This window comes from Tautonia rosea, assembly GCF_012958305.1.
GTDB lineage: Bacteria > Planctomycetota > Planctomycetia > Isosphaerales > Isosphaeraceae > Tautonia > Tautonia rosea.
Genome location: NZ_JABBYO010000004.1, coordinates 20,875 through 45,384, shown reverse-complemented (window position 1 = coordinate 45,384; position 24,510 = coordinate 20,875). Strand labels below are relative to the sequence as shown.

The 24,510-nt window shown below is 64.4% G+C and carries 15 protein-coding genes; 5 read left to right on the top strand and 10 right to left on the bottom strand.

Annotated features, from left to right (window positions below; all coding sequences use genetic code 11):
- Nucleotides 1–200: 200 nt before the first annotated feature.
- From HG800_RS07825 to HG800_RS07780, 10 genes are all read right to left on the bottom strand, one after another.
- Nucleotides 201–1,667 carry a DUF1501 domain-containing protein gene (locus HG800_RS07825; protein WP_169975535.1) on the bottom strand — a complete coding sequence of 489 codons (1,467 nt, stop codon included), beginning with the start codon at nucleotides 1,665–1,667 and terminating at the stop codon, nucleotides 201–203.
- Nucleotides 1,668–1,706: 39 nt separating this feature from the next.
- Nucleotides 1,707–4,478 (bottom strand): PSD1 and planctomycete cytochrome C domain-containing protein, encoded by a 2,772-nt coding sequence (locus HG800_RS07820; RefSeq protein ID WP_169975533.1) that lies wholly within the window; start codon nucleotides 4,476–4,478, stop codon nucleotides 1,707–1,709.
- 108 nt (nucleotides 4,479–4,586) lie between these two features.
- A complete protein-coding gene (locus tag HG800_RS07815; protein WP_206352174.1) occupies nucleotides 4,587–5,945 on the bottom strand; it encodes a DUF1552 domain-containing protein in 1,359 nt (452 codons plus the stop codon).
- Between the two features lie 5 nt (nucleotides 5,946–5,950).
- Nucleotides 5,951–8,920 (bottom strand): DUF1592 domain-containing protein, encoded by a 2,970-nt coding sequence (locus tag HG800_RS07810; RefSeq protein ID WP_169975531.1) that lies wholly within the window; start codon nucleotides 8,918–8,920, stop codon nucleotides 5,951–5,953.
- A gap of 162 nt (nucleotides 8,921–9,082) precedes the next feature.
- Nucleotides 9,083–10,360: a tetratricopeptide repeat protein gene (locus HG800_RS07805; RefSeq protein ID WP_169975529.1), complete on the bottom strand. Its 1,278-nt coding sequence runs from the start codon at nucleotides 10,358–10,360 to the stop codon at nucleotides 9,083–9,085.
- A gap of 72 nt (nucleotides 10,361–10,432) precedes the next feature.
- The gene (locus HG800_RS07800) at nucleotides 10,433–11,680 is read right to left on the bottom strand and encodes a tetratricopeptide repeat protein (RefSeq protein ID WP_169975527.1); all 1,248 of its coding nucleotides are present in this window, start codon (nucleotides 11,678–11,680) and stop codon (nucleotides 10,433–10,435) included.
- Complete coding sequence (locus tag HG800_RS07795; protein WP_169975525.1) at nucleotides 11,677–13,503, bottom strand: CRTAC1 family protein; 1,827 nt, start codon at nucleotides 13,501–13,503, stop codon at nucleotides 11,677–11,679. The genes HG800_RS07800 and HG800_RS07795 overlap by 4 nt, the downstream gene beginning before the upstream one ends.
- Nucleotides 13,504–13,510: 7 nt before the next feature.
- Nucleotides 13,511–14,569, bottom strand: coding sequence for a tetratricopeptide repeat protein (locus HG800_RS07790; protein ID WP_169975524.1), 1,059 nt, complete (start codon nucleotides 14,567–14,569; stop codon nucleotides 13,511–13,513).
- A 145-nt stretch (nucleotides 14,570–14,714) separates the two neighbouring features.
- Entirely contained in the window at nucleotides 14,715–15,905 is a 1,191-nt protein-coding gene (locus tag HG800_RS07785; RefSeq protein WP_169975523.1) for a DUF1559 domain-containing protein, read from the bottom strand.
- A 251-nt stretch (nucleotides 15,906–16,156) separates the two neighbouring features.
- Complete coding sequence (locus HG800_RS07780; RefSeq protein WP_169975522.1) at nucleotides 16,157–16,375, bottom strand: hypothetical protein; 219 nt, start codon at nucleotides 16,373–16,375, stop codon at nucleotides 16,157–16,159.
- An 890-nt stretch (nucleotides 16,376–17,265) separates the two neighbouring features.
- On the opposite strand from HG800_RS07780, the gene HG800_RS07775 reads away from it, so the two are divergent.
- The 5 genes from HG800_RS07775 (at nucleotide 17,266) to HG800_RS07755 (ending at nucleotide 24,488) form a co-directional block, all read left to right on the top strand.
- Nucleotides 17,266–18,855, top strand: a complete 1,590-nt coding sequence (locus HG800_RS07775) for a TolC family protein (RefSeq protein WP_169975521.1) — start codon at nucleotides 17,266–17,268, stop codon at nucleotides 18,853–18,855.
- A gap of 210 nt (nucleotides 18,856–19,065) precedes the next feature.
- Nucleotides 19,066–20,436, top strand: coding sequence for an L-lactate MFS transporter (locus HG800_RS07770; RefSeq protein WP_169975520.1), 1,371 nt, complete (start codon nucleotides 19,066–19,068; stop codon nucleotides 20,434–20,436).
- A 38-nt stretch (nucleotides 20,437–20,474) separates the two neighbouring features.
- Nucleotides 20,475–20,633 (top strand): MFS transporter small subunit, encoded by a 159-nt coding sequence (locus tag HG800_RS07765; protein ID WP_169975519.1) that lies wholly within the window; start codon nucleotides 20,475–20,477, stop codon nucleotides 20,631–20,633.
- A gap of 268 nt (nucleotides 20,634–20,901) precedes the next feature.
- Nucleotides 20,902–22,284, top strand: a complete 1,383-nt coding sequence (locus HG800_RS07760) for an urea ABC transporter substrate-binding protein (protein ID WP_169975518.1) — start codon at nucleotides 20,902–20,904, stop codon at nucleotides 22,282–22,284.
- A complete protein-coding gene (locus tag HG800_RS07755) occupies nucleotides 22,281–24,488 on the top strand; it encodes a methyl-accepting chemotaxis protein (RefSeq protein ID WP_206352173.1) in 2,208 nt (735 codons plus the stop codon). Before HG800_RS07760 ends, HG800_RS07755 begins: the two co-directional genes overlap by 4 nt.
- The last annotated feature ends 22 nt before the right edge of the window (nucleotides 24,489–24,510 follow it).

Sequence of the window (24,510 nt, the reverse complement as noted above, 5' to 3'; positions counted from 1 at the left end):
ATCGCCCCTTGACTTCTCCAACAGGCGGCTAACGCTAATTCATCTCAATCAGGCACCTCACCTGATCAAGAGATCGTCGATTACCGAACCTTTGCTCAGATCTCCAAGAGAAGGGGCATACGATTCCGCCCAGACTTCGGTTTCAGAAGCGAGGTCCCCGTTTATAATTCGCATCGATAAATTGTTTTTTTTGTGAACGTTTATGCAAGTATGGCGTCGATCGGGGATCCATGATCGATCTCCAACCGCTTGCGTCCGGGCAGCTCCAGTTTCCTAGAGTCGAGGCCCAGTTGTTTGAGGATGGTGGCGTGAATGTCGGTGACGTAGTGGCGGTCTTCGACGGCGTGGAAGCCAATCTCGTCGGTGGCGCCGTGTACGATACCCCCCTTGATGCCGCCACCGGCCATCCAGACACTGAAGCCGAAGATGTGGTGGTCGCGGCCGTCGGACCCCTGGGAGCCGGGTGTGCGGCCGAACTCGGTGGCGAACACGACCAGGGTTTCATCGAGAAGCCCGCGCCGGCTCAGGTCTTCGATCAGGCCGCCGATTGGGCGATCGACCGCCAGAGCGTTCTGCTCGTGGTTCGCCCGAAGGCCCCCGTGGGCGTCCCAGCGTCCAGCCCCTCCAGCCCCGTGCTGGACCTGGATGAACCGGACCCCGCGCTCAACCAGCCGACGGGCCGCCAGCATCTGCATGCCGAAGTCGCGGCAGTGCGGCAGGTCGAGCCCATAAAGGGCCTTTGTTTCGTCCGACTCCTGCGAGAAGTCGACCGCCTCGGGCACCGACTGCTGCATTCGGAAGGCCAGCTCGTACGAAGCCACCCGAGCGGCGATGGCTGCATCGTAAGGCGATTCCGACATCCGCTCCGCATGAAGCTGATTGAGCAAGTCAATGCCGACTAATCGGGCCGGGTCTGAGATTGGGCGTTGCGGTCGGCCGAAATCGAGCGGGTTGTCCGGGTCGACCCGCAAGGGGACGGCGTCGTGAGCCGGTCCGAGGTAGTGTCCATCCTTCAGGTTCCAGTATTCACGATTGCCGATGGAAATGTACTGCGGCAAGTTGTCGTTGAGCGAACCCAGCCCGTAGTGGACCCAGGCCCCAAGATTCGGGAAGTCGCCGTCGTTCATGTGCCGGCCCGAGTGGAATTGCGTCTGGGCGCCGTGGTTGCTGTCGGTCGTCCACATGGATCGGATGATGGCGAGCCGATCCACGTGCCGGGCGATGTGAGGGAACCAGTTACTGATCTCGATCCCACTCTCGCCGTGTTTGCGAAAGCCGATCTGAAGGGGGTAAAGCGTGTTTCTCTGGTTCCCGTTCCCGTCGGGCACGACCAGGCGTTCGAGGGCCAGTTTCTCCGGGTCCTGCGCATCGGCGAACGGCGTCTCGGCAATCGTCTTGCCGCCGTAGCGGGTCAGCATCGGCTTCGGATCGAAGCTCTCCATGTGACTGACTCCGCCGTTCATGAACAGCCAGATCACGCTCCTGGCCTTCGGCGGGAAGTGCGGTTTCCCATCAGGAGGTGCCCAAGCACCATCGCGAGCCACACCGTCGCGGTGCAACATGGCTCCGACCGCAAGCGAGGCGAAGCCTGAGAGGAATGTCCTCCGCGACGGCACCGAGAGCCCCGAAGCCGCGAGCCGTCCTGAGCGCTGAGGCAAGTGAATCATCTCTCAGTATCCCAATGGCGGTTCGGCCGCCGAAGGCGTTCAGCGAAGGGTCACGAAGTCATTATGATTTAGGAGCACCCAGATCAACTGATCACGTGCAAACGCACCAGAGTTTTGTTGATTTGATTCCTCGGAGAGGTTCTTCCATTCGTCGATCGCTCGCAGACTCGCGGCAGCTTCGGCAGGGCTCGGCTCGCTTCCCAGGACCATCATGAAAGCCAGGCGGAGGAATGCCCCGTCCTCGTCGGCCTGGTGTCCCTTCACGGTGATGGCCTCGATGATCCGAGCGCTGATCAGGGGAGACGCATCCAGAACCAGGCGACTGTTGCTGAGTGCAAGAGCCTGCTGCGGGACGATGCTTTGTTGCCTCCGGTAGCATTCCTTGACGAGCGCCTCATCGAACATGGTCAAGAACAGATTCCGCTCGTTGTTCGAGTGGACAAAGTAGAGGCTGCGGCGGCTCGACTCGTCCTGATCGGCCCTCGGAACCGGGGTGCCTCCGAGGCTTGGATCGAGCGTGCCTGCCAGGCTCAGGACCGTATCACGGACCACCTGAGACTCGATCCGGATCGGGGTCCGACGCCAGAGGAATCGGTTGTCGGGGTCAATCGCAAGGTTCTCCTCCGCATCAGTCATCGAAGACGAACGCCGGTAGGCCGCTGACTGTACAATCAACCGATGAAGATGCTTGAGACTCCAATCATGGTCAATCAACTCAGCGGCCAGCCAGTCGAGCAGATCCGGATGGGTCGGCGGCTGGCCGTTGCGACCGAAGTCGAAGACGGTCGGCACAAGCGGCGTGCCGAAGTGCCGGGTCCAGACATGGTTGACGGCCACCCGAGCCGTCAAGGGATTGCGAGGGTCGGTGATCCAATCCCCCAGGGCCTTGCGACGGCCGGTACTCTGGGGCGGGAAGGCAATGGTTGGATCGTCCTGGCCCGAGTTCAGGAACCGCGTGGGGGTCCAGCGTGCCCCGATCAACGGGGTGAACTGGTCGCCCGGTTCCTCGGTTGCCTTGATGGCCTCGTCGAGGGCCGCGCGGGCCGTCTCCACCGCCTTGCCGGCGGCGTCTCGATCGGTCTCGGCGGCGCGAGCCAGGCGCAGCTCGGCCTCGGCCAGAGCGAGCCGGGCCTGAGCGGCCTTCGCCTCGCGTTCGGCCCGAGCGGCCTCGCGAGCTGAGGCGAGGGCCTGCTCGGCCAGGGCGGCAGCCTCGTCCCCCTCGGCTTCGGCCCGATTGTCCCGTTCCCAGGACACCTGCAAGGCCCCGATCCGCAGCTCGACGCTCCGCAACTCGGCCTCGGCCGCATCCCGATTTCGTTCGGCCAGGAGGAGGGCAAGGCGAGCCTCCTCAGAAGCCGAGTCGGGGGTCGAGGGATCGCCAGGGGAGGCTTCGGCCGCCCCCGAGTCGTCCTGGCGCGAGGCGTCGAACGAGGCCCGAGCGGTCGCTAGGCGGTCCTCGGCGGTCTTCAGGGTTTCAAGGGCAGCGAGGCGGTAGGCCTCGGCCACCCAGGGTCGGCGCTCCGGCTGCCAGGCCTCGACCGGCAGATCCACGGGCTCGATCTCCAAGGGCTTGAACCGCAAGACCTCGGGCAGGTTCGGGGAGAGGGGGGTGGAGGTGTCGGGGTTGCTCTCCTCGCCCCGGATGAACCGATAGGTGGGTGCCTCCAGGAGCCCATCGAAGGCACGCGGAATGCCGTCGTGGGCAAGGTCTGCCTCGCCCGGCAGGACATCGAGCCGCACGTGATACGGTTCGAAGAAGGCCCGCAAGCGGTAATAGTCGGCCTGCGAGATGGGGTCGTACTTGTGGTCGTGGCACTTGGCACAGTTCGTGGTCAGGCCAAGGAAGGCTTTCGACACATGCTCAACCGTCTCATCCATCCACTGATGCCGATTGAACAGGAAGTAGTTGCGTGCGAGGAAGCCCGAGGCCCGCAGGCGGTCGAGGTCGTTCGGGTACAGCTCGTCGGCGGCGAGCATCGACCGGACCATCTCGTCGTACGGCAGGTCGGCGTTGAGGGACTCGACGATCCAGTCGCGCCAGTGCCAGATGTGCGGCTGGCTGTTGCGCAACTGCTCGCCCAGCCCCCACCAATCACTGTATCGCCAGATGTCCATCCAGTGCCGCGCCCAGCGCTCGCCGTGGCGAGGGTCGTTGAGCAGGCGATCGACGGTGCGATCGTACCACTCGGGCGAGGGGTCGCTCTGTGCTTCGGTGATTTCCTCCAGGGTCGGCGGCAGGCCGATCAGGTCGATCGAGAGGCGACGGAGCAGGAGCAGACGGTCGGCCTCTCCCTGGGGAACCAGTCCAAGGTCATCGTGCTTCCAGGCGATGAACGCATCAATCGGGTTGGTCGCCCCTTCGACCTCGGGGACGGGAGGTCGAACGATCGCCTGGAAGGCCCAGTGCTCGGCGGGGTCGCGCTCGGGGGCTTCGTCCGGAGGGGCAGGGGCCCCGGCGAGAATCCAGTCGCGGAGCAAGCTCACCTGCTCGTCGGTGAACAGCTCCCCCTCGTGTTCGGGAGGCATGCGGTCGAAGGGGTCGTCGGTCGAGACTCGGGCCAGCAGCTCGCTCTCGTCGGCGCTGCCCGAAACGACCACGGGGCCGGCGTCGCCACCCTGGACCATCAAATCGACCGTGTCGAGCCGCAACCCGGCTTCTTGCTTCAGGGCGCCGTGGCAGGAGTAGCAACGCTCCCGGAGCAAGGGCTTGATCCGGGTCAGGTAGACGTCGTCTGCCCGAGCCGAGGGCCCCCCATCGATGGCCCCGCAAATCATCAAGACAAGGAAAGTGGAACTGCTGATACGAATCATCCGAATACTCATCAGCTCATTGCCTTTGGCTCGCTGACACCGCACTCCCAACGGGCCGGGGATGACGACGCAAGGGCATCTCCGGCCAAGAGAGATCCAGCCCGCATCTCAAAGGTTCGCCAGGCGTTCGTCGGCGTCGCCGAAGGAGTCAAGCTCGACGCCCAAGCGGTCCATGATGCCGAGGTAGAGGGAGCAGAGGCGGCGGTCGTCGTCGGATCGGTCGGAGTAGTCGAGCACGCGGCCGGTCTGAAGGGTGCCGCCGAGGCCACCGGCGAGGACGACCGGCACCTTGCGGGCGTCGTGCTGGGTGCCCGACCAGAGGCTGTTGATGAACAGGAGGCAGGAGTGGTCGAGCACGGTCCCTTCGCCTTCGGGCATGGCGTCGAGCCGCGAAGCGAGGTAGGCAAGCTGGCTGACGTAGAACTGCGTGACCCGCCCGTAAGCTTCGGAGGTATCGTCGTGCGAGGCCCCGTGGTGGGCGGCGCTGACGTCGAGGAACGGATAAAAGAGGCCCGAGATGTCTCGACAAAGCAGAAGCGAGGCAATCCGGGTCTTGTCGGTCTGGAAGCCGAGGGCGATGAGGTCGCACATCAGGCGCATGTGCTCGCGGATGTCCTCGGGCAGACCGTTATCGGGCCGGGGCATGGCGAGCGTGGGGCGGTCGCCGCCCTGGGCACGTTCGTCGGCGGCGAGCTTCGAGGCACGCATGGCGGCGGCCCGCTGCTCGACGTCGCGGACGCTGGTGAGATACTCGTCGAGCTTTGCGCGGTCGGCCACGCTGACGCGGCGGCTCAAGGTGGCGGCTTCCTCGCGGACGCGGTCGAGGATGCTTCGGTTGCGGAGGCTGCCGCGGTTGTCGAACAGGCTGTCGAAGGCGAGGGAGGGGTAGACCTCCATCGGGACCGGAGAGGTCGCACTCTGCCAGGAGATGTGCGAGCTGTAGGCCATCGAGAAGTTCGTCTCGTGGTAGCCGGTGATCGGCTGCTCGCAGCCCAGGACGATGCTCGGCTGGATCGTGTCCTCGCCCAGGTGGCGGGCAAGCATCTGATCGACACTGATGCCCCCCTTCAGTTCGGCCCCGCGCTGGAGGGCGGCGCCGGAGAGGATGTTGCCGGTCTGGCCGGGATGGATGCCGACGCCGAGGGCATGCTGATTAAAGAGACCGTTGATGACGTTAATCTTGGATTTCACGTCCGAGAGCGGTTCGAGCGACGGCCCCAGCTCGATCTCGGAGCCGGACTGCTTCGCCCACCACTGATCGGGGTTCACGCCGCAACCCATGAACATGGCGGCGAACCGCTTTGGGCTGGGCGCGATCTCGCCGGAGGCGGCGGCCCCCCAGGCGGGGATCGATTCGAGCCAGGGGAGGGCCATTGTCACGCCGGCCCCCCGGAGGAACATGCGCCGGGAGGTCGAGAGGCGATCGCCTGGATTCGAGTCGGCCGCCGGGTTCGAAGGTCGCTTCATCGGCTTCACTCCGCGAGATCGCGCTCGACGCGCGTGTTCCGGAACTGGGGGCTGAGAACGATGGCCTCGACCAGGGCGCTGAACCGCCCGCCTTCGGCCGAGAGACGGGCCTGCATGTTTTGAATCGTGGCGTCGTCGGAGGGGATCAAGGTTCGGCCGAGGGCGTAGGCGAGCAGCTTTCGGCAGAGGTTCTCGACGAACTCGTCCCGGCGTGCCTGTTCGAGGTAGGCCCGCAACCCTTCGACCCCGGTTCCCTGGCCGCCGCGTGGGAATTCGGCCTCGGTTTCGACAGGTCGGCCGCCGAGATCAACCGTCCGAAGTTCACCGACCGGCCCGAAGCCTTCGAAGGCGACACCGATGCCGTCGAAGCGGTCGTGGCAGACGGCACAGGCCGGGTCGGCCCGATGGCGGGCGAGGGCCTCGCGGAGGGTCAAGGCACCGAGATCGGCCTCGTCGTCGGGCAGGTCGGGCACGTCGGGGGGAGGGGGGGGAATGTGCTCGCCGAGCAGGCGGCGGACGACCCAGTATCCGCGTTTGACGGGACTGGTCCGAAGGCCGGGGGAGTTCTGGGTGAGGAAGACGGCCATCGGCAAGAGTCCGCCGCGACCGAAGGGGGTGGCGTCGGCGATCTCGACCCAGGTGTCGGGGCCGCCCTCGGGCTCGGGGATGCCGTAGTGGCGGGCGAGGGGGGGGTTGACGAACGTTCGGGTGCCGGCGAGCAGCTCGTCGACCGGGCGGTCGTGCTGGACGAGGTCGAGGAACAGGCGGATCGGCTCCTCGAACATCGCCCGCCGCAGCTCGTCGTCGAAGGCCGGGAAGCGGGAGCGATCGACGCTGTTGTGCGCCTCGAAGCGGCGGAAGTCGAGCCAGTTGCCGGCGAATTCGGTTGCCAGGCCGCGGACGCGAGGATCGCGGAGCATCCGGCGGGCCTGAGCGGCAAGGACGTCGGGGTCCTGCAACGCTCCCGAATCGGCCAGGCTCATGAGTTCGTCGTCGGGCATGCTCGCCCAGAGGAAATAGCTGAGGCGGCTGGCAAGGTCGTTCGGGGAGAGGGGCTGGATGCCCGAGCCTTCCTCAAGCGGCAGGTCCACGCGGTAGAGGACGTGGGGAGACATGAGAATGCTGACCACCGTGTCGCGGACGGCGTCTTCATGGTCCAGACCGTCCTCGTCGCGGAGGCCTTGGTAGAAGGCGGCCACCCCGTCGCGTTCGGCGGTCGAGAGGCGGCGGCGGTAGGCGCGTTCGGCGAAGTCGGCGAGGGCGGCGACATGGTGCGGTTCGGCCTCGGCGCGGACGTGTTCGACGTGGCGGATCTGCTCGGCGATGATGGCGAACTGGTCTTCGATGGCCTGGATCGCCTGGTCGCCGGCACCGATGCGCCGGGCCTTGGCGAGGTAGACCTCGGCCAGACGGGTCATCTTGGCCTCGGAGGCAGCGTCGCGGTCCTCGGCGCGGACGAAGTCGAAGTCGGGGTCGCCGCGCATGAAGCCGGTCTCGGCCCGCTCGTACCAGAGATAGCTGGAGAACTGCCGCATGGGCAGATCGCTGATGAGGTTGAACTCGGTCCAGAGGCGGTCGAGTTCCTGCCGTTGCGCGTCGTCAAGGACCAGGTCGTACAGGGGTTGGTCGTCGCGGAAATAGCCGGTCATGCTGTGGAAGCCGGCCGAGAGGAGGCGCCCGGTGTTGTTCTTATCCTGATCGGGATCGAGGTAGACCCTGGCCCGCTCGGTGACGACGAAGGCATCGGGGAAGGCCCGGCAGAACGGGTCGAAGGTGGCCTCGAAGCGGGCGAGGGCGTCGGGGTCGGCCGGAACGGCGAGGGCCTGGGCGGCGGGGCTGTCAGGATCGAGACCCGCCAGGTTCAACTCGGACGCGCCGCCAGCGTAGCGCATCCGGTTGGCGCCCATTTGCCGGTTCTTCCAGAGGACAAAGGGCTGGGTGCCGTTGCTGATGCCCCGGGCGGTCAGGTTCTCGACCTCCGGTGTCAGTTGTCGGCGGAGATCAACCACGACATCCCGAAGCCGCTCGCAGGCCGGGCGAGCCACCGATTCCGGGTCGGCTCCCTCGGGCGGGGGAAGTTCATTCCAGAGGCCTTGGAGTGCGACGATGGGGCCGAACTTGGCTTCGGATGGGTCGTTGAGCAGGTTCCAGACCGTTTCGAGGTAGCGGGGACTGACGCCCCGATCGGCCGCGATCTCCAAGAGTGAGGCGTCCGCTCGGTCGAGGGCCTCGCGGTGGCGGTAGTGCCAGGCGGCGAGGAAGACCTCGGCCAGATCGACGTCGTGACGGGCGTAGAAGTCGATGATGCGGTTGACGGAGTACTTGTCGCGGTCGGTATCGGCAATGACCGGGTGGGGGGCGAAAGCGAGTCCGTCTGGAGTGAGAACGAGGTGATCGGCCACCTCTCGGGCAGCGTCGAGGTACTTCTTCACCAGGGCGGGGGACATCATGAGCGATTCGGCCGAGTTGTCGAACCCGGCCTCGTTGGCCGGATCGACGGGGAAAGCGCGGGTTGGCCGAAGATCGACACCGGTCAGATCGCGGATCGTGTGGTCGTACTCGGCGTTACTGAGGCGTCGGGCGGGGACGGGGCCGGGGTCTCCCGCGTTGCGCTCGGCTTCGAGGCGGCGCAAGTCGTCGATCCAGGCAACGACCCGATGCCGATCGGTTGTGGTCGGGTGAGCCTCGGCCCGAGGCGGGGGCATGGCCTCGGCTTCAAGCTGTTCGAGGACGATTTCCCAGAGGGCCAGGTCTTCGAGCACGGAGGCGGCCGAGTCGTAACCACTCAGGTCGAGGCCTGCCTTGGGGGCATCGGCGCCGTGGCATCCCAGGCAGTAGGATTCCAAAAACGGCCGGACCTCCTCGGCGAAGCGGCCCTCGACCGTGATCGCCGGCCCCTCGTCGAGAGACTCCTGCGGGGTTAGGGACAGCAGGGGGCTGATGCCCGCGATGATCAGCAGGATCGTCCGAAACACGCGATGCCCCTCCGCTTCCCTCGTCCCGACGCACAATATTCAACAAAGGATAACACTAGCCGGTCGAGCCGGATGGGGCAATCGCTTTGGGTGGTCGGTCTCCGGAGGCGACGGGTAAGCGGGTGCGGCGAACGGCGGATGAACGATCGGGCCTGGCCGTGCTCATGACATGCGCCAGGCGAGTTCACGAAGTTCCTCGGCGGCCCGCTGCATGCCAAGTGTCTCGCAGATCACCGCGAGATTCTCAGCGGCCTGGGGACGTTCGGGGACCGTCTCTCCTGCCTGGGGGAGCAGGAGGTTGAAGGCGAGGAGAAATTCGGAGTAGGCGTCGCGGAGGTCAGAGCGGGCCTGCTGGATCGTTCGGTTCCGAGCGAGGTGTTCCTCCGCCTCGTCGTGTCGGCCGAGGCGATTCAGGAGTTGACCGAGGCGGTAGTGGCCCGAGGCACCGTTCGGGTCGATTCGGATCGCCTCGGCGTAGGAGTCGGCAGCCTGGGAAAGGTCCCCCTCCCGTTCAAGGACCGAACCGCGGTGGAGCCAGATTCTCACGTCGTCCTCAACCTCAGCGGGGATGCGGGCGATGGTCTTGCGGAGGCTCTCCTCGTCTCCTCGTTCAGCGAGGATTTCGAGCAGAGTTCCCCAGACCCTCGGCTCGTTCGGTCGTTGTTCCAGAGTAGTCTGGAGATGCCGATCGGCCTCGGCCGGGCGACCGAGCGTCTCCAGGGCGCGGGCCAGGCCGAGCCGGGCGTTCCAGTCGTCGGGAGCGGCGTCGACGTATCGGGCAAGTGTTTTGGCGACGTCCGTAGGATTGATCCGTTCGAGTTCAAGGCGGATCCGCATGCTCAGAAGGGTCGGGCGGTCCACCCAATCGGCGAGCTCGTATTCGTCCCAAATGAAGGCCTCGGCCTCGACCTGGCGACCTTCAAGGATGTAGAGCTTGATCAACTCAAGGCCGGCGTCGCTGTGCAGTTCGGGAGGGGTGGGGTGGAGGGGGTCGTCCTGGACACAGGCCAACCAGGCTGCCTCGGCGAGGTCGGCCCGATCGGCCTGGAGGGCGGCCTGGCCCTCCCGATAGAGCGCTTCGGGCTTGTTCGGGTCCCAGGGCGGCACCCGGCCGAGTTCGGTCACGCAACCGAGCAGGTCGCCGCGGGCCGCCTTGACCCGGGCGAGCATGATCCGGGCCTCGGCGTCGTAGGGCGATCGGGCAAGGTGGGTTTGAAGCAGATCGCCGGCCTCGTCGAAGCGTTCCCGTTGCACCGCTTGCCGGATCTCGTCCATTCGGAAGGGACGGTCGCGCCAGAACCACCAGGCGTTCAGGACGATCAGGACCAGCACGAGCGGCCAGAAGCCCAGGCGGAGTGTTCTGCCAACACGGCGCCACGGGCCGAGACGGTTGGCAGTGGTCTTCGGTTCCGGATCGATCCGAGGGGGACTTTGGGCCATGAGGTTGAGCATCCCTGAGATGCCTTCAATCGGGGAGAGTCGCCACGCCAGGAGAGGTGAGTGGTGGTCGGGTCAGGAGTCGGCATCGCCCAGGGTGTCGAATCGGTCGAGGGCGTCGCGAGCCTCGGCGTCGTTGGGGACGGTCTTCAGCACAAGTTGATACCAGGCAAGGGCTTCCTCCCGACGCCCCATCCTCGCTCTCAGGTCGGCGAAGCGTCGGTAGAGGTCTGGATCGGGGCGGCTCCCCAGGTCGTCTCGGGGGGAAACCTCCAGGTAGAGCGATCGGAGCTGGTCCTCGGCCTCACCGGCCGACTCGACAAACGCGGCCAAGGCCTCGGCCTCGGCCGGCTGACCGGCGAGTCGGAGGACTTGCTGAAGCCGGTAGGAGACTTCCCGGTCGCCGGGGAAGATGTCTAATGCTCGCCGGTACGCCTCGACCGCAGTCGCCCAATCCCCCTGGTCCTGAGCCACCTGCCCCCAATAACGGGCGACGCTCGGGTCGTCCCGATCCGCTTCGGGCAACCGATCGAGGGCCTCGGCCAGCTCGTCGGTCAGTCCGGCCCTGGCGAGCCCTTCGAGCAAGCCCGACCGGGTCGACAGGTCGTCCGGGTTCGCCTCGGCGATGCGTCGGAGATGACTCAACCCCTCGTCGATGCGGCCCTCGGAGATCAAGGCCAGGCCAAGCGCGGCGGCCGAGCGCCGGTCCATGGGATTCTCACGGACGATGGGCTCGAAGATCGCGAGAATCGAACCTGGCGCCGGCGGCTCCACATCCCACCGAGCGAGTTCGACCAGATAATTGACCCGATCGTCGGGGTCGGGCTCGATCGGGTGCAGGCGAAGCGCCAGCTGTCGGGCGTCGTCTTGCCGCCCCTGGATGTAATAGATCGACAGCAGGTGCCAGCCGACCTCAGCCACCTGCGGGTCGACCTCCAACGCCTGCAGCCAGGCCGCTTCCGCCTCGTCGAGCCGCTGGAGCTGCGCCAGGGCTTCCCCCTCGACCAATAGAACCTCGGCCCTTGTGGCCGGCTCGACGTCCTCAATTCCCCCGATCGCGTCGAGGGCCTCCTGGGGTCTCGGGTCTTCTCCGTGAAGCAGGCTCCGGGCGAGAAGCAGCCGGGCGATCGGGTCTTGAGGGCGGGACTGGAGGTAGCCTCGGAGTTTCGCCTCGGCCTCCTTCAGCCGACCGGCCTCGTAGGAGACAATGGCCGGGGCCAGGTCGGGGGCCGATCGCGTCATCGCCCAGATGCTGGCGATCGCCCCGCCGATTGTCACCAGCCAGGCGGCCCCGAGCAGAAGCTTTGTGACAACGGGCCTCATGGGGTCGGCTCCGGGTCCTCGGCCGGGGCATCGTCCGGTTGGCCCTCGACGATCCGGTGAAAACGCCCGGCCTCCAGCGTCTCCAGGACCGTCTCGCCGCCGCCAGGCCATCGAACGACAACGCGGTCAACCTGCTCGGCATCACCGATTCCGGCAAGGATTCGGTGGTCGTTTGAGGAGAGGTAGCTACCCCCGCCTTTGACCTGGCGGTGCAGGACACGATCCCCCAGGTGAATTGCTGCCGCCGCTCCAATCGCGGATCGGTTCGAGGTCGAGCCGATGAGTTCCAGACCAATCCAGTTCCCCCGAACTGATTCGTTGATCAGAATGGCCGGTCCCCGGTTCATGAGATTGACGACGACATCGAGATCGCCGTCGTTATCGAGGTCGCCGAAGGCGGCTCCCCGGCCAACGTGGGGCTCGGCGAAGTAGGGGCCGGGGTCGCCCACCTGTCGGTATTTCGCGTTCCCTTGATTGCGCCAGACCTTCGTCGGCTGGGCGTGTGGCTCGTTGCGGCCGAGCTGCGCGAGGTTATTGTCCACATGCCCGCTGAGGACGAACATGTCGGGCTCGCCGTCGTTGTCGAAGTCCGCCAGGGCGCAGGCCCAGCTCACTTCGGGGAGGCTGTCGGCGTAGATGCCCGCCGCGGCGCTTGAATCCTGAAAATGGGTGCCGGAGAAGTTCCGGTAGAGCGTGTTGTGCTCCCCCCGGAAGTTGGTGACGAACAGTTCGGGCAGCCCATCGCCGTCGAGATCTTCGGCATCGACGCCCATGCCGGCCTGGTTCACCCCTGAGCCGGATCGGGCGGCGCCGGAGTCTTCTCCGACGTCGTCGAACGTCCCGTCTCCCCGATTGAGGAACAGGAAGTTGGGACTGAGATCGTTGGCGACGTACAGGTCGGTCAGGGTGTCGCCGTTCAGATCGGCGGAGACCACGCCGAGGCCCCGGCCGTCTGTCCGGAGGATGCCGGCCGACTCGGTCACGTCTTCGAACGTGCCGTCACCCCGGTTGCGGAGCAGGAAGTCCCGATCGGTGACGATCGTCAAGGGAGAGCAATAGGTGCGTACCCCTTTGGCCCGGTCACCACAGAAGGTCTCGGCGTCTTGATCGGTCCAGCGGCCATAGCGGGTTACGTAGAGATCAAGGTGGCCGTCGTTGTCGAAGTCGAGCGGGGCGGCGCCTGAATGCCAACCATCGAGGTTAGCACCAGAGCCATCACTGGCGTTGCGGAAGGTGCCATCGCCGTTGTTCAGGTAAAGGACGTTCGGCCCGAGGTTCGCGAGGTAGAGGTCGGGGGTGCCGTCACCGTCGAAGTCGCCGGACACGACGCCGTGGCAGAACCCCCGGAAGGCGACGCCCGCCGCGTCCGAGGCGTCCTCAAACCGTCCATCGCCGAGGTTCCGATAGAGCCGGTTCCCCATCGCATTGGAGGGGGAGTCGAGCGGTAACTCACGGGTCGAGGCGAAGTAGAGGTCGAGAAGACCGTCGCCATCGAAGTCGAGCATGGCCACGCCGCTGCCGTTGGCGGTAGGGAAGTACTTCTTTTCGTCGTCGCCACTGGTGTGGACGAAGTCGATGCCGGATGACTCTGAGGCATCGCGGAACCAGATCGTCCTGGGCTCCGGGCGGGATTGCGACGTTGGTTCCGGTCGTGCTGCCGGGGTCGGCTCGGCCGGCAATCGGCCGCGGTCGGCGGTCGCCGCGGAGACGAGCGACTCCGGAGCCGGCTCACCGCTGCAACCGGTCAGGCTCGCGGCAAGGGCCGCCGAGATCAAGGTAGCGAGGCCGGTGAGCCGGACGGCGATCGCTCGCTCAGTGCTCATGAATCGCTCACTGCTCATGGTCCCGATCGGGCATCATCCCCATCGTTGTTTTGGGCGGCGCATCGTTGCGGAGGCGATCGGCTTGTTCCTGATAACGATCGGCCTCGGTGTCGAGGCCCAGGCGGCGAGAGGCCAGGGCGAGGTTATAGAAGGGCTCATAAGACGAAGGGATCAACTCGGCCGCCCGCTCCAAGGGGGGGATCGCCCCGCTCGGATCCCCCTGTTCGAGCGCAAGCTGCCCCAGTTTCAACCAGGCGATCGAGGCCCGAGGATCGACCCGGGCTGCCCGGGTCCAGGCGTCCCGAGCCGCGTCGAGGAGCCCTTGTTGATGATAGGCGTCGCCGAGCATGGTGAGAAGGTCTGCATCCTCGCCATCGGCCAGGGCTCGGCCAATCGTCTCGACCGCACGCTCAGCCCGGCCCAGCTTCAGCAGGGCGGCCGAGAGGTACGACCAGTAAAGCTTGGCAGGCAGGGGAACCTGCTCGAGCCCCGGGTCCTCTGCGAAGGCCCGGTCGAAGGCGTCGACGGCCTGCTCGTAATCGGGGTCGGGCATCAGGTGCAGGCAGGTCCCGGCCAGCGAGAGGCCGATGACGGTTCCTTCGGGAATCTGCTCCAACCGCCGGGCCACCTCAAGGGCGTCCTGATAGCGGATTTGTGAAATGTAGATGCCCCCCAATCGACGCAACGCGAGCACGTCGTCGGGCCGGCGATTGAGAATGTCAAGGTACGCCTCGATGGCCTGCTCGCGCTGGTTGGCCCGGGTCAGGCCAAAGGCTCGGACGTGCAAGTCGTCCAGGTCGAGCTGACTCGCCCGTTGGTAGTACGGCTCGGCCAGTGCAGCGAAATCGAGGCGGCTCAGGCCCCGCGCGGCAATCAACGAGGCTTCTTGGCTCCAGGGAATTTCTTCCAGGTGGTCCCATGCCCGGCGCACTGCCTCGACATCATTCCCCCGACCCTCGGCCTGTCTCGCCTCTCGGAGTGCGACCCGGTTGGAGGCATGCCAGAACGTTCCAGCCGCCAGAGCGAGGAGGAGCACGATGCGAAGAATCGGGGAGATGACACTCATGTGTGCGATCGCTCGATGCTCCAATCCAAGACCACGGGCCCGCGTATCCATGCAGAGTGAGGCCGACAGCAGGCATTGTATGGTCAACACAGGGATGGTCTGGTCCGTTTCGGTCCAGACCATCCCTGCGATCATCGGCGAACGATCACCACTGATCGGCGCTGACAACCTCGCCACCGTCAGGAGTGGCGACCGAGTACCAGGTGAAGGGGTTGATGGTGTCCTTGACGAACCGGACCGAGCCGTCCGCCAGGCCGACGTTCACGCCCCCCGGGTGCCGGGAACTAGCCCCGATCATCGTGTCCATGGCGCGACGGTCAACACCGCCGCCGAAGTTGCACGCCCGGCGATTCGGGGTGTTGATGTGGCTGTAGACGGTCGAGCCGGCGTGGCCGAGGACCCACCACTCGCCCTTCCAGGACCAGTTTCGCTGAGTACCCACGGTCTGGCACGCCTGAGAGTGGGCCAGGTAGGCTGCCAGCGGGCCGTCGGACTGGGCCACGCTGAGGAAATCCTGCTGGCCGAAGCCGGCCGGCGAGCGGAAGACCATGCCCAGGTCGGCCGGAGAGCCGTTCGGGTCGCGGCCGGTCCCCTTGACCCACTCGCTGAAGACAACGGTGTTGGAGGTGCCGTCGACGTACGTGGACGGGTCGACGACCTCAATGATGTTGGCATCCCAGTTGTTCGCCGCCACGTAGTGCGGGCCGTTCGGATTCCAGCCCGTATAACGGCGATTCATGCCCATGTTGGCCGCATAGTTGGTCGCGGCAATCCGGTTGCCGAGATATGTGCCCGTGACGCCCGGGTTGCCGTCGGACGGGCAGAGGAAGGAATTGATCGTGGTCGTGATGACCGTTTGATGAGGCAGGACATACATGTCGTTGTCCGAGCCCTGGAGCGGACCCCAGCGCACGCCGAGATCCCAGTTGATGGCATTGAAGGCCGCCTGCTGTTCCAGGAACGGCAACAGGCGGCAGTGGATTGACTGATTCTGCCACTGGCAGTTGGTCCGAGCCGCAACCGCAGCGTTGCAGTCGCCCTGGCGAATCTGGTCGACCTGAACAGGGGGATAAGCCCCGTTCGAGCTTTGGTAATTGGCGTAGGCCAGGGAGATCTGTTTGAGATTATTGGTGCATTGTGCCCGGCGGGCCGCCTCTCGGGCTGACTGAACCGCAGGCAGAAGCAAGGCGATGAGCACGCCGATAATCGCGATCACGACGAGTAATTCGATCAGCGTGAAGCCGCGTCGCATATTCCTCATTACGGTAGACCCTCGAATCGAATCAATGAAAATGGTGCCGATGACGTGAACTTGGATTACGAACGGAAGAGACATGATGCTCTCGTTCGAGGCTGGCCACGACGGACAGCCCCCGCGGTTTCTCCGCGGTTTCGGGAATCGGCTGGCAGACGATTCCCCGATCAAGGATTGTTCTCGGGCGGGCGGGTCCGAGATGAGAAGGCCATCCTCCTGAATCCCGAAGGACCGAACTTTATCCAACACCAATCACAACACGTTGCAAATTGGCCCGGTGTAAGGTTCGATGAACGAGCCGAAGCAAAGAGGAGTCATCGAGCGTGAGAGGCTCACTGGGACCCCGGATACCCGGAGGGCACATCGCTTGCCATGCCACCCTGCTGCTGGTACTGATCGTACGTCGAGGGTGCGTCGGGGTTATACGTCGTCTCAGCCGCGCCAGACGTGGCCTCCTCAAACGTCCCCTGGTTGCCGTCGTTGCAACCGAAGGACATTGCGATCGCCGCGCACACAGACGCGACCAACGACCATCGGAATGGTTTCATCATCGAGCCTCTGAAGAAGAAAAACTTCGAGAACACAACGGCGAAGCGAATGCTCGCCAAGAAAATCCCCGATTCGAACGAGTCCTTTCTGGCAAGCCAAGCCGATGGTCGCAATGGCATGGAGATCCATGTCCATTGTGGTGGCTTCCGCCCCGCGATCCGCCCGACCCCGGGCGTTCCCTCGGTAACCTCAGGACAGCGTGAGACGTGAATCCCGAACCCGGGACGAGCCCCGATTCAGAAAAAATGCTGCTGAAGAATTGCCTAGGGTATTTTGATTAAAACCGCTTCGTCTCAGAAACGCAAGCAGGATGACGAAATGATAATGGAGAGCCATCTCCATCATTGGTGGCTTCCGTCCGTGATCCGCCCGACCCCAGGCATCTCTTGATGACCGACCGTTCAATTTTGGAAAGGCTCGCCAGCAAACGAGTTCCGTCTCACATTCGGGAAAATCGCTGCAACAAAACCAGTGATCCGTCCCCGACGAGAACCGCTCCGTCCCAGAAAAGGGATGTCGTCCATCCAGATCAGGTGGAGCTCTTTCTCCATGCAATCGAAGCGATCGGATGATCCGAAATTTCAACACGCCGGCTGAGAACAACTGCGCTACCACGAGTTCCTCGCTCATTCCGAGGACCACCGAGCCACCGTCCTGCCTGAAGGGAGCGCGAAGTCTCGGAACCATTTGTCCTCGTATTGTTTACGACGAAACAAGCGTGTTGCTCTCCCTTTGCCGATTGGGAGACGCTCGCCGAACTGTTCTCTGAAAGGAGTGAAGCCAATCCTCGGGGGTCGCCCGATAAGTAAGGTTGGAGCGATCGAGCAGCTCGGACTGCTTCGTCGATCTCCGTGGCCAGAACTCGGTCCTGGATCGGAACGTGAGGGACGCGATGAAATTCGGTCTGGTCCGGATTCGTACTCTGGGTCTGCTGGCGGGTGCGGTGACACTGGTGGGGCTTGAGTGCCTGGGCCAGGAATCCGGGCGTTCGTTTCCCCCCGTGACGCCTGGCGATCCGACTTCGTCAGCGTTGGGAGATGCGCCGGGGGTGAGCGGGACGGTGGATCTGGGGGGATCGAGCGGGATCGAGCAGGTCATTCCAGTTGGTCCCGGGCCGAGTTACCCTCGGGTGCCACGAGGGATCACCCAACCCCCGGAACCGTTTGGCCTGCAAGAAGGGCTTGGAATCGAGACGAGCACGCCGCTCGTTGAGTCGGCCCTGCCGATCGGCGGGCAACTCGGCACCGCACCGCTCGAAGAACTGGAAGGCCCGCCAAATGGCTTAACAATTGATCAGGCCATCGACCGGCTTCTGGTACTCAATCTTGAGCTGCGGGCTCAGGCGATGGAAATTTCGAAGGCTCGGGCTGATGTTCTCACGGCTGGACTCCGTGGAAATCCCTTGATTTACACCGACGCCGCGTTGATCCCCTATGGAAATTTCGATGATAGCGCGGGTGGTCCCACCCAGTACGATTTGAACATCACCCTGCCAATCGACCTCAATGGCAAACGGAAACGTCGCATTGAGGTCGCCACTCGGGCCCAGGAAGTGACCGAAGCGCTCTACCAGGACGCCGTACGACTGCAAATCGACAATCTCTATACCGCCTGGATCGACGTGTTGGCCGCGCAGGCGACGATTCAATTTTTGAAGGCGGGCCTGGACAGCCTGGAAAACCAGAAGCGGATCACCGAGCAACGAGTTCGCGAAGGGACCTTGAGCAGGACCGAGTTCAACAACATCGAGATCCTTATCGACAGCACCGATCTGACGCTCCTGGAAGCGCTCGAAACCTATGACGATGCCAAGCGGACCCTCGCCGCACTGTTGCTTATCCCCTTCGAAGATGCCGAGACCTTCCCGATTCAGGGAACGCTTCGAGGGCTTGATCTCCCGTCTCCGCCCATTGAGTTTCTCATCGAGCAAGCCAAGGCGATCCGCCCGGATCTCGCCGCGTTCCGCCTTGGAGTCCACCGAGCTCAGTCTGAGGTTCGCCTGGCTCGGGCCAATCGGGTGGACGATCTGTTTTTGGTCTATCAACCGTTCACGGCGCAGGAACCGTTGCTGCCCGGCGAGCGGCTTTCGACCTCCTGGGCGATGGGGGTGACGATCCCTGTGCCCGTCTTCAATCGAAACCAGGGGAACATCGCCCGGGCTCAGCATACGGTCGTGCAGACGCAGACCCAACTGGAGAATCTCGAACGCCAGATCATTCTGGAAGTCCAGCGGGCCGAGGCGGCCTATTCGGTGACCCTCGCCACCATCAAGCGACTTCAAGAGGAGACATTGCCCGCGGCTCAAGAAAACCTGGAACTGAGCCTCGCGCAGCGTGGCCCGGAGGAGCCGGATCCTATTTCCCGGATCGAAGCGCAACGGGCCTTTGGAGACATCGCTCGCCAGTACCTCGATGCTTTGGTCCGTCACCGCCGGTCGATGTTCCGCTTGAATACGGCCGTCGGAACCCGAGTCTTCCCCTGAGCACATTCAGGGCGAGGCGCCTGTTCGATTGCTCATGAGTTCCATTTGAACCAACCCGAAGGGACGCTCATCGGGCCTTGGAATCGTCCCGACCACTCGGGTAGGCTGTCGACCGGCTTCTGGCCGCACGATGCTCTCCGACGAATCCCCCGGGGACGCCTCCGGGGTCGGTCGGCGATCGTCCGGCCAGTACTCGAACCGGCTGATTTTATGCCCCGTCTTCGCTTCCTTGATCGCGAGCGTACGGTTGCTCCTGAGGGATACAACCGATGGCTCATCCCGCCGGCTGCCCTGGCCGTGCATCTTTGCATTGGGCAAGTGTATGGATTTAGCGTCTTTAATGAGCCCTTGACCCGCGTTCTGGGGATTGATCAGCCAATTCCGAACAAGGACTGGACGATTCCGCAGGTCGGCTGGGCCTACTCGATCGCGCTGGTCATGCTCGGCCTGTCGGCGGCGATCCTCGGTCGATGGGTCGAACGGGCCGGGCCGAGAAAAACGATGTTCGCCGCGGCCTGTTGCTTTTGCGGGGGCCTCTGGCTATCGGCACTGGCGGTGGAGTGGCACAGCATTGGATTGCTGTATCTGGGGTATGGGGTGATTGGGGGCCTCGGCCTGGGACTCGGCTACATCGCTCCCGTCTCGACGCTCGTCCGATGGTTCCCCGACCGTCCCGGAATGGCGACGGGCCTGGCGATCATGGGTTTCGGTGGGGGAGCGTTGATTGGTGCCCCGCTTGGGGTCACGTTGATGGATTCCTTCGCGTCGGGGACCTCGGTGGGAGTCAAGGAGGCGTTCCTGGTGATGGGAACGGTCTACTTTGCCTACATGGTCTTCGGAGCCGTCACGGTCCGGGTTCCGGCGTCGGGGTGGCTTCCGAACGGTTACGATCCGGAGATCCGGCGCAAGAGCATGATGGCTCGCTCAGACCTCCCCGTAGAGCGTGCCTGGAGGACCCGACAGTTCTGGCTGCTCTGGATGGTGCTTTGCCTGAACGTGACGGCAGGCATCGGCATTCTTGGGCAAGCGTCGTTGATGTGTCAGGACATGTTTGCAGTCAGCGCAGCGGTTGGTGGTGGATTCGCCGGCCTGTTGAGTCTGGCCAACATGGGAGGCCGGCTTGCGTGGTCGTCACTGTCGGATCTGACCGGGCGCAAGGCGATTTACGGGGTCTACTTTTTGCTCGGAGCCGTGCTGTACACCCTGATCCCCTTGACCCAAAAAAGCGGAAGTGTTGCGCTGTTCGTCGCTGTGACAGCCCTGATCATCTCGATGTACGGGGGTGGATTTGCGACCATCCCGGCCTATCTGCGCGATCTGTTCGGAACGCTGCATCTGGGGGCAATTCATGGACGATTGATTACCTCCTGGTCGATGGCCGCCGTCCTGGGGCCGCAGTTGGTCAATTATCTCTCGACCTATCGGATCGAGCAGGGGGTTCCCAGGGCCGAAGCGTACAATCTGACGATGTATCTGATGGCTGGCCTGTTGCTGATCGGGTTGGTCTGCAACCTACTGGTCCGCCCCGTTGAGGGGAGATCAATCGAGCACACGCACAATTCGCCTGCGAACACGTCGTGAATCGGAATCCATTCCCTGGGTGTTCCCGGAGGCGGATCATGCCCGAGAATGCATCTGGTCGTTCGTCGCTACGTCTCGTGATCTACTGGGCCTTCGTGCTGGTCCCGCTGGGTTGGGGGATCTCCCGGAGTGTCGTCACGTCGCTCCCACTGCTGGCCTCGACCGACGCTCCCATCACGTCCTCCACCGAGGAATGATCCTCAGGCTTCGACGAACGCCGCCTTTGACGCGGAATCCTGATCGTGATGATCCTTCCCGGGAATGATTCGACCTCGAGACTTGGAGAGCCGACCCGCATCTGCTGAGGGGCGAATTGCGGGTGAGGGGAGCGAGTGCTACTTTGGAACAGAAGGAATTCTCCTTCTCGCGAGAGACATTGAGGCCGAACATCATTCCTCGGCGGTCCTGAGCGAGGCCGCGGGCGCCTTGGAACCAAAAGCGGCACATCCGGCCGGAGGGGCTCGAGTGGCGACGCGATGGGCGATGGTGCTATTGCTCGTGCTGGTACTGGCGGCGGCCGTTTTCGGCGGCCTGACGATGGCGGGTGTGATCGAGTCGGGGAACAAGCCGATCGTCGTTGGGATCCTGCACTCGAAGACCGGCCCGATGGCCGACAGCGAGCGCGGAGTGATCGACGCCACTGTCCTGGCCCTGGAACAGTTGAACGAGCAGGGAGGGGTCCTCGGACGACCGATCCGTTGGGTGATCGCCGACGGCGCTTCGGACGAGCTTGTCTTCGCCCGAGAGGTCACACGCCTCATCGAGGAGGAGGAGGTGTCTGCGATCTTCGGCTGCTGGACTTCAGCGAGCCGGAAGGCGGTGCGGCCGATCGTTGAGAAGGCCGACCACCTGCTCTTCTACCCGGTCCAGTATGAGGGATGCGAGCAATCGCCGAACATCGTCTACCTTGGCGCCGCGCCCAACCAGCAGATCATCCCGGCCGTCTCCTGGAGTCTCGATCACCTGGGGAACGCGTCCTACCTCGTTGGGTCCGACTACATCTTCCCAAGGGTGGCGAACGCGATCATTCGTGACCAGCTCGCAGCCAGGGGGGGCCGAGTGGTGGGAGAGGCCTATGTTCCGCTTACCGCCACGGCGATGGACGATCTGGCCGAGAGGATCGTGGCGGCCGAGCCGGAGGTGATTTTCAACACGATCAACGGCGCCGCAAATCTGCCGTTCTTCGAAGCACTTGCCGAGGCAACGAGGGGGCGACGGCCGATCCCCGTGGTATCGTTCAGTATTGCAGAGGTGGAGCTCGAGGCGATGGGAGACCTGGAGTCGGTTGCCGGTCAATATGCGTCCTGGAACTATTTCCAGAGCATCGACCGCCCGGCGAACCGTGCGTTTGTCTCAGCGTTCCGAGCGCGATACGGCAACGCCCGGTTAATGAGCGACCCCATGGAAGCCGCCTACGACGGGGTGAAACTGTGGGCTCAGGCGGTCGAGGAAGCCGACCGGGTCACCCCGAGGGACGTCCGACGTGCCTTGCGCCGTCAGAGCCTTGAAGCACCCGAGGGCGTGGTGAGCATCGACCCGGAAACTCAGCACACGTGGAAGGTGGCCCGAATCGGCCGAGTGACCGAGGATGGTCAGTTCGAAATCGTCTGGGGCTCGGATCGCCCGCTGAGGCCGGTCCCCTATCCGATCTTCCGGCCGAGGTCGGCCTGGGAAGATCTGGTGCGGGACCTCTACACGGGCTGGGGGGAGCGCTGGAGCAACCCCTCGGGAACGATTGAGTTTGTTTCCGGCGTGGTGGCAACCCCGGAAGGGACAGAGCCCCCCCAAGGGATCGAGGAAACACCCGACCCGGGGACGGCCGAGACGACGGGGGAGGTCGGCGGATGAGCTGGTTCTCAAGGGAGGCGATCACCAGTCGGATCCCCCGGCTGATCCCGCGATCGATCGCCGGCCGGCTGACCTTCTGGTTTCTGGCAATCGCCCTGATACCGTGCCTGGCGTTGACGCTGTTGCTGGACCGGATCTCGTCGCACTCGATTGCCGAGACGGTGGAGCGAAACCTGGGCGTCATCCAGGCGGCCCGTGCGGCCGATCTGGAGCAGTTTGCCCGGGACCGTGTCCGGTACGGCACCTCGCTGGCACGCGCGCCGGCGTTCATTGAAGCGACCACCCGACTCGCCGAGGTCGTCGATCTCGCGGGGATGGATTCGGCGGAATACCGTGAGCTGGCCGATCAGTACAAAAATACGTTGTCGTACACGATGGAGACGCTCGGCTACCCGGAGGTCCTGGTCTTCGCGACCGACGGCCGACTCTTGCTGCGCTCGGACGGTGCGCCCGACCCGGGGACCGAATTGGGAGCTGGGCCGCTTCGCGACACGCCGCTCGCTCGACTCGTGGACCGGACGCGAACACTCTTGATGGCCGACCTCTCTGCGTTTGCGATCTACCCCGGCACGGATCAGCCCCTGGCTTTCGTCGGGACGCCACTACTGAGGGAAGACGGCCGCCTGATCGGTATCCTCGCCCTGCAACTGGAGAACAGCGAGGTATTCCGCGTCTTCTCCGATTACACCGGGTTGGGAGAGACTGGGGAGGTCCTCGTTGGGGCGCTCGACCATCCTGGCGAGACAGAGGGGGGCAGGACGGTGACGATCGTCTCGCCGCTCCGGCACGCCACGGCGGAGGACGCTGAGACAGCCACGGTTCAACTGCCGGGCGGCAAGGAACAGAGGGTCAGCAAGCAGGTGGAGTTGGGCTCGGATCGCGCCTTGCCGCTGCAGGAGGCCGTGCTGGCGAGGCGGGGGTATGGCCAGTCGATCGACTATCGAGGCGAGCCCATCGTGGCGTCCTGGGGATACCTGCCGAGCTATCGATGGGGTCTGGTCGTCAAGCAGGATGTGGACGAGGCATTCGCACTGATTGCCCATCAACGTCTGGTGATGTTCGTCCTGCTCGGGCTGACGGCCTTCGGGGTGGTGACGGCGGCGTTGCTCGTCGCCGGCAGCCTGGCCCGTCCGATCCGGGCGGCGGCCGAGGTAGCCCGCCGGATCGCCGAGGGTGATCTGACTGGGCAGGTCGACCAGTACGCCGACGGCGAGCCGGGGCAGCTCCTGGCCGCCTTCCGCACGATGTCCGAGTACCTTCGCGGGCTGATCGGCCGGATGAAGTCATCCAGTGTGCAGTTGCTCGGCACCGCGACGACGATCTCGGCGGCGTCTCGGCAGCAGGAACAGACAGTCCAGGCCTATGGCGCATCGACCAACGAGGCTGCCGCGGCGGTGAAGCAGATCACCGCCACCAGCCAGGAGCTGCTGGGCACCATGAACGACGTCAACGAGGTGGCCTCCGGCACCGCCGCCATGGCCGCCGAGGGGCACGAGGCGCTGGTCAACATGGATCGCTCGATGCGCATTCTGGCCGAGTCGACCGGCTCGATCAGCTCTCGGCTGTCTGTCATCAGCGAACGAGCCAACAACATCAACCTTGTGGTGACGACCATCACCAAGGTGGCCGACCAGACGAATCTGCTTTCGATCAACGCGGCGATCGAGGCTGAGAAGGCTGGTGAATATGGCCGGGGCTTCCTGGTCGTCGCCCGGGAGATTCGTCGTCTGGCCGACCAGACTGCAGTGGCCACCCTGGACATCGAGCGTATGGTCAAGGAGATGCAGCAGAGCGTCTCATCCGGCGTGATGGAGATGGACAAGTTCCACGAGCAGGTGCGGCAGGGGGTCGAGGAGGTCAACCGGGTTGCCGGTAGCCTCGGCCAGATCATCGACGCGGTCCGCGACCTGACCCCTCGGTTCGAGCAAGTGACCGACGGCATGCGTGCCCAGTCTCTCGGGGCCGAACAAATTCGCGAGGCGATGGTCCACCTGAGCGAGGGTGCCGGCCAGTCGGCCGCCTCGATCCGCGAGTTCAATGATGCGACCGAGCGGCTCCGTCAGGCAGTGAGCGCCCTGAGGGACGATATCGCGTTTTTCAAGCTGGAGCCCGCGACCTCAACGGTTGCGGCCGGATCTCCCGGCGGCGACGACGTCTCCCCAGGTCGGTCCGATCGCAATGCAGTGGTCGCGGGGCGGGCGTGACGGCGACCGAACAATCACGCGG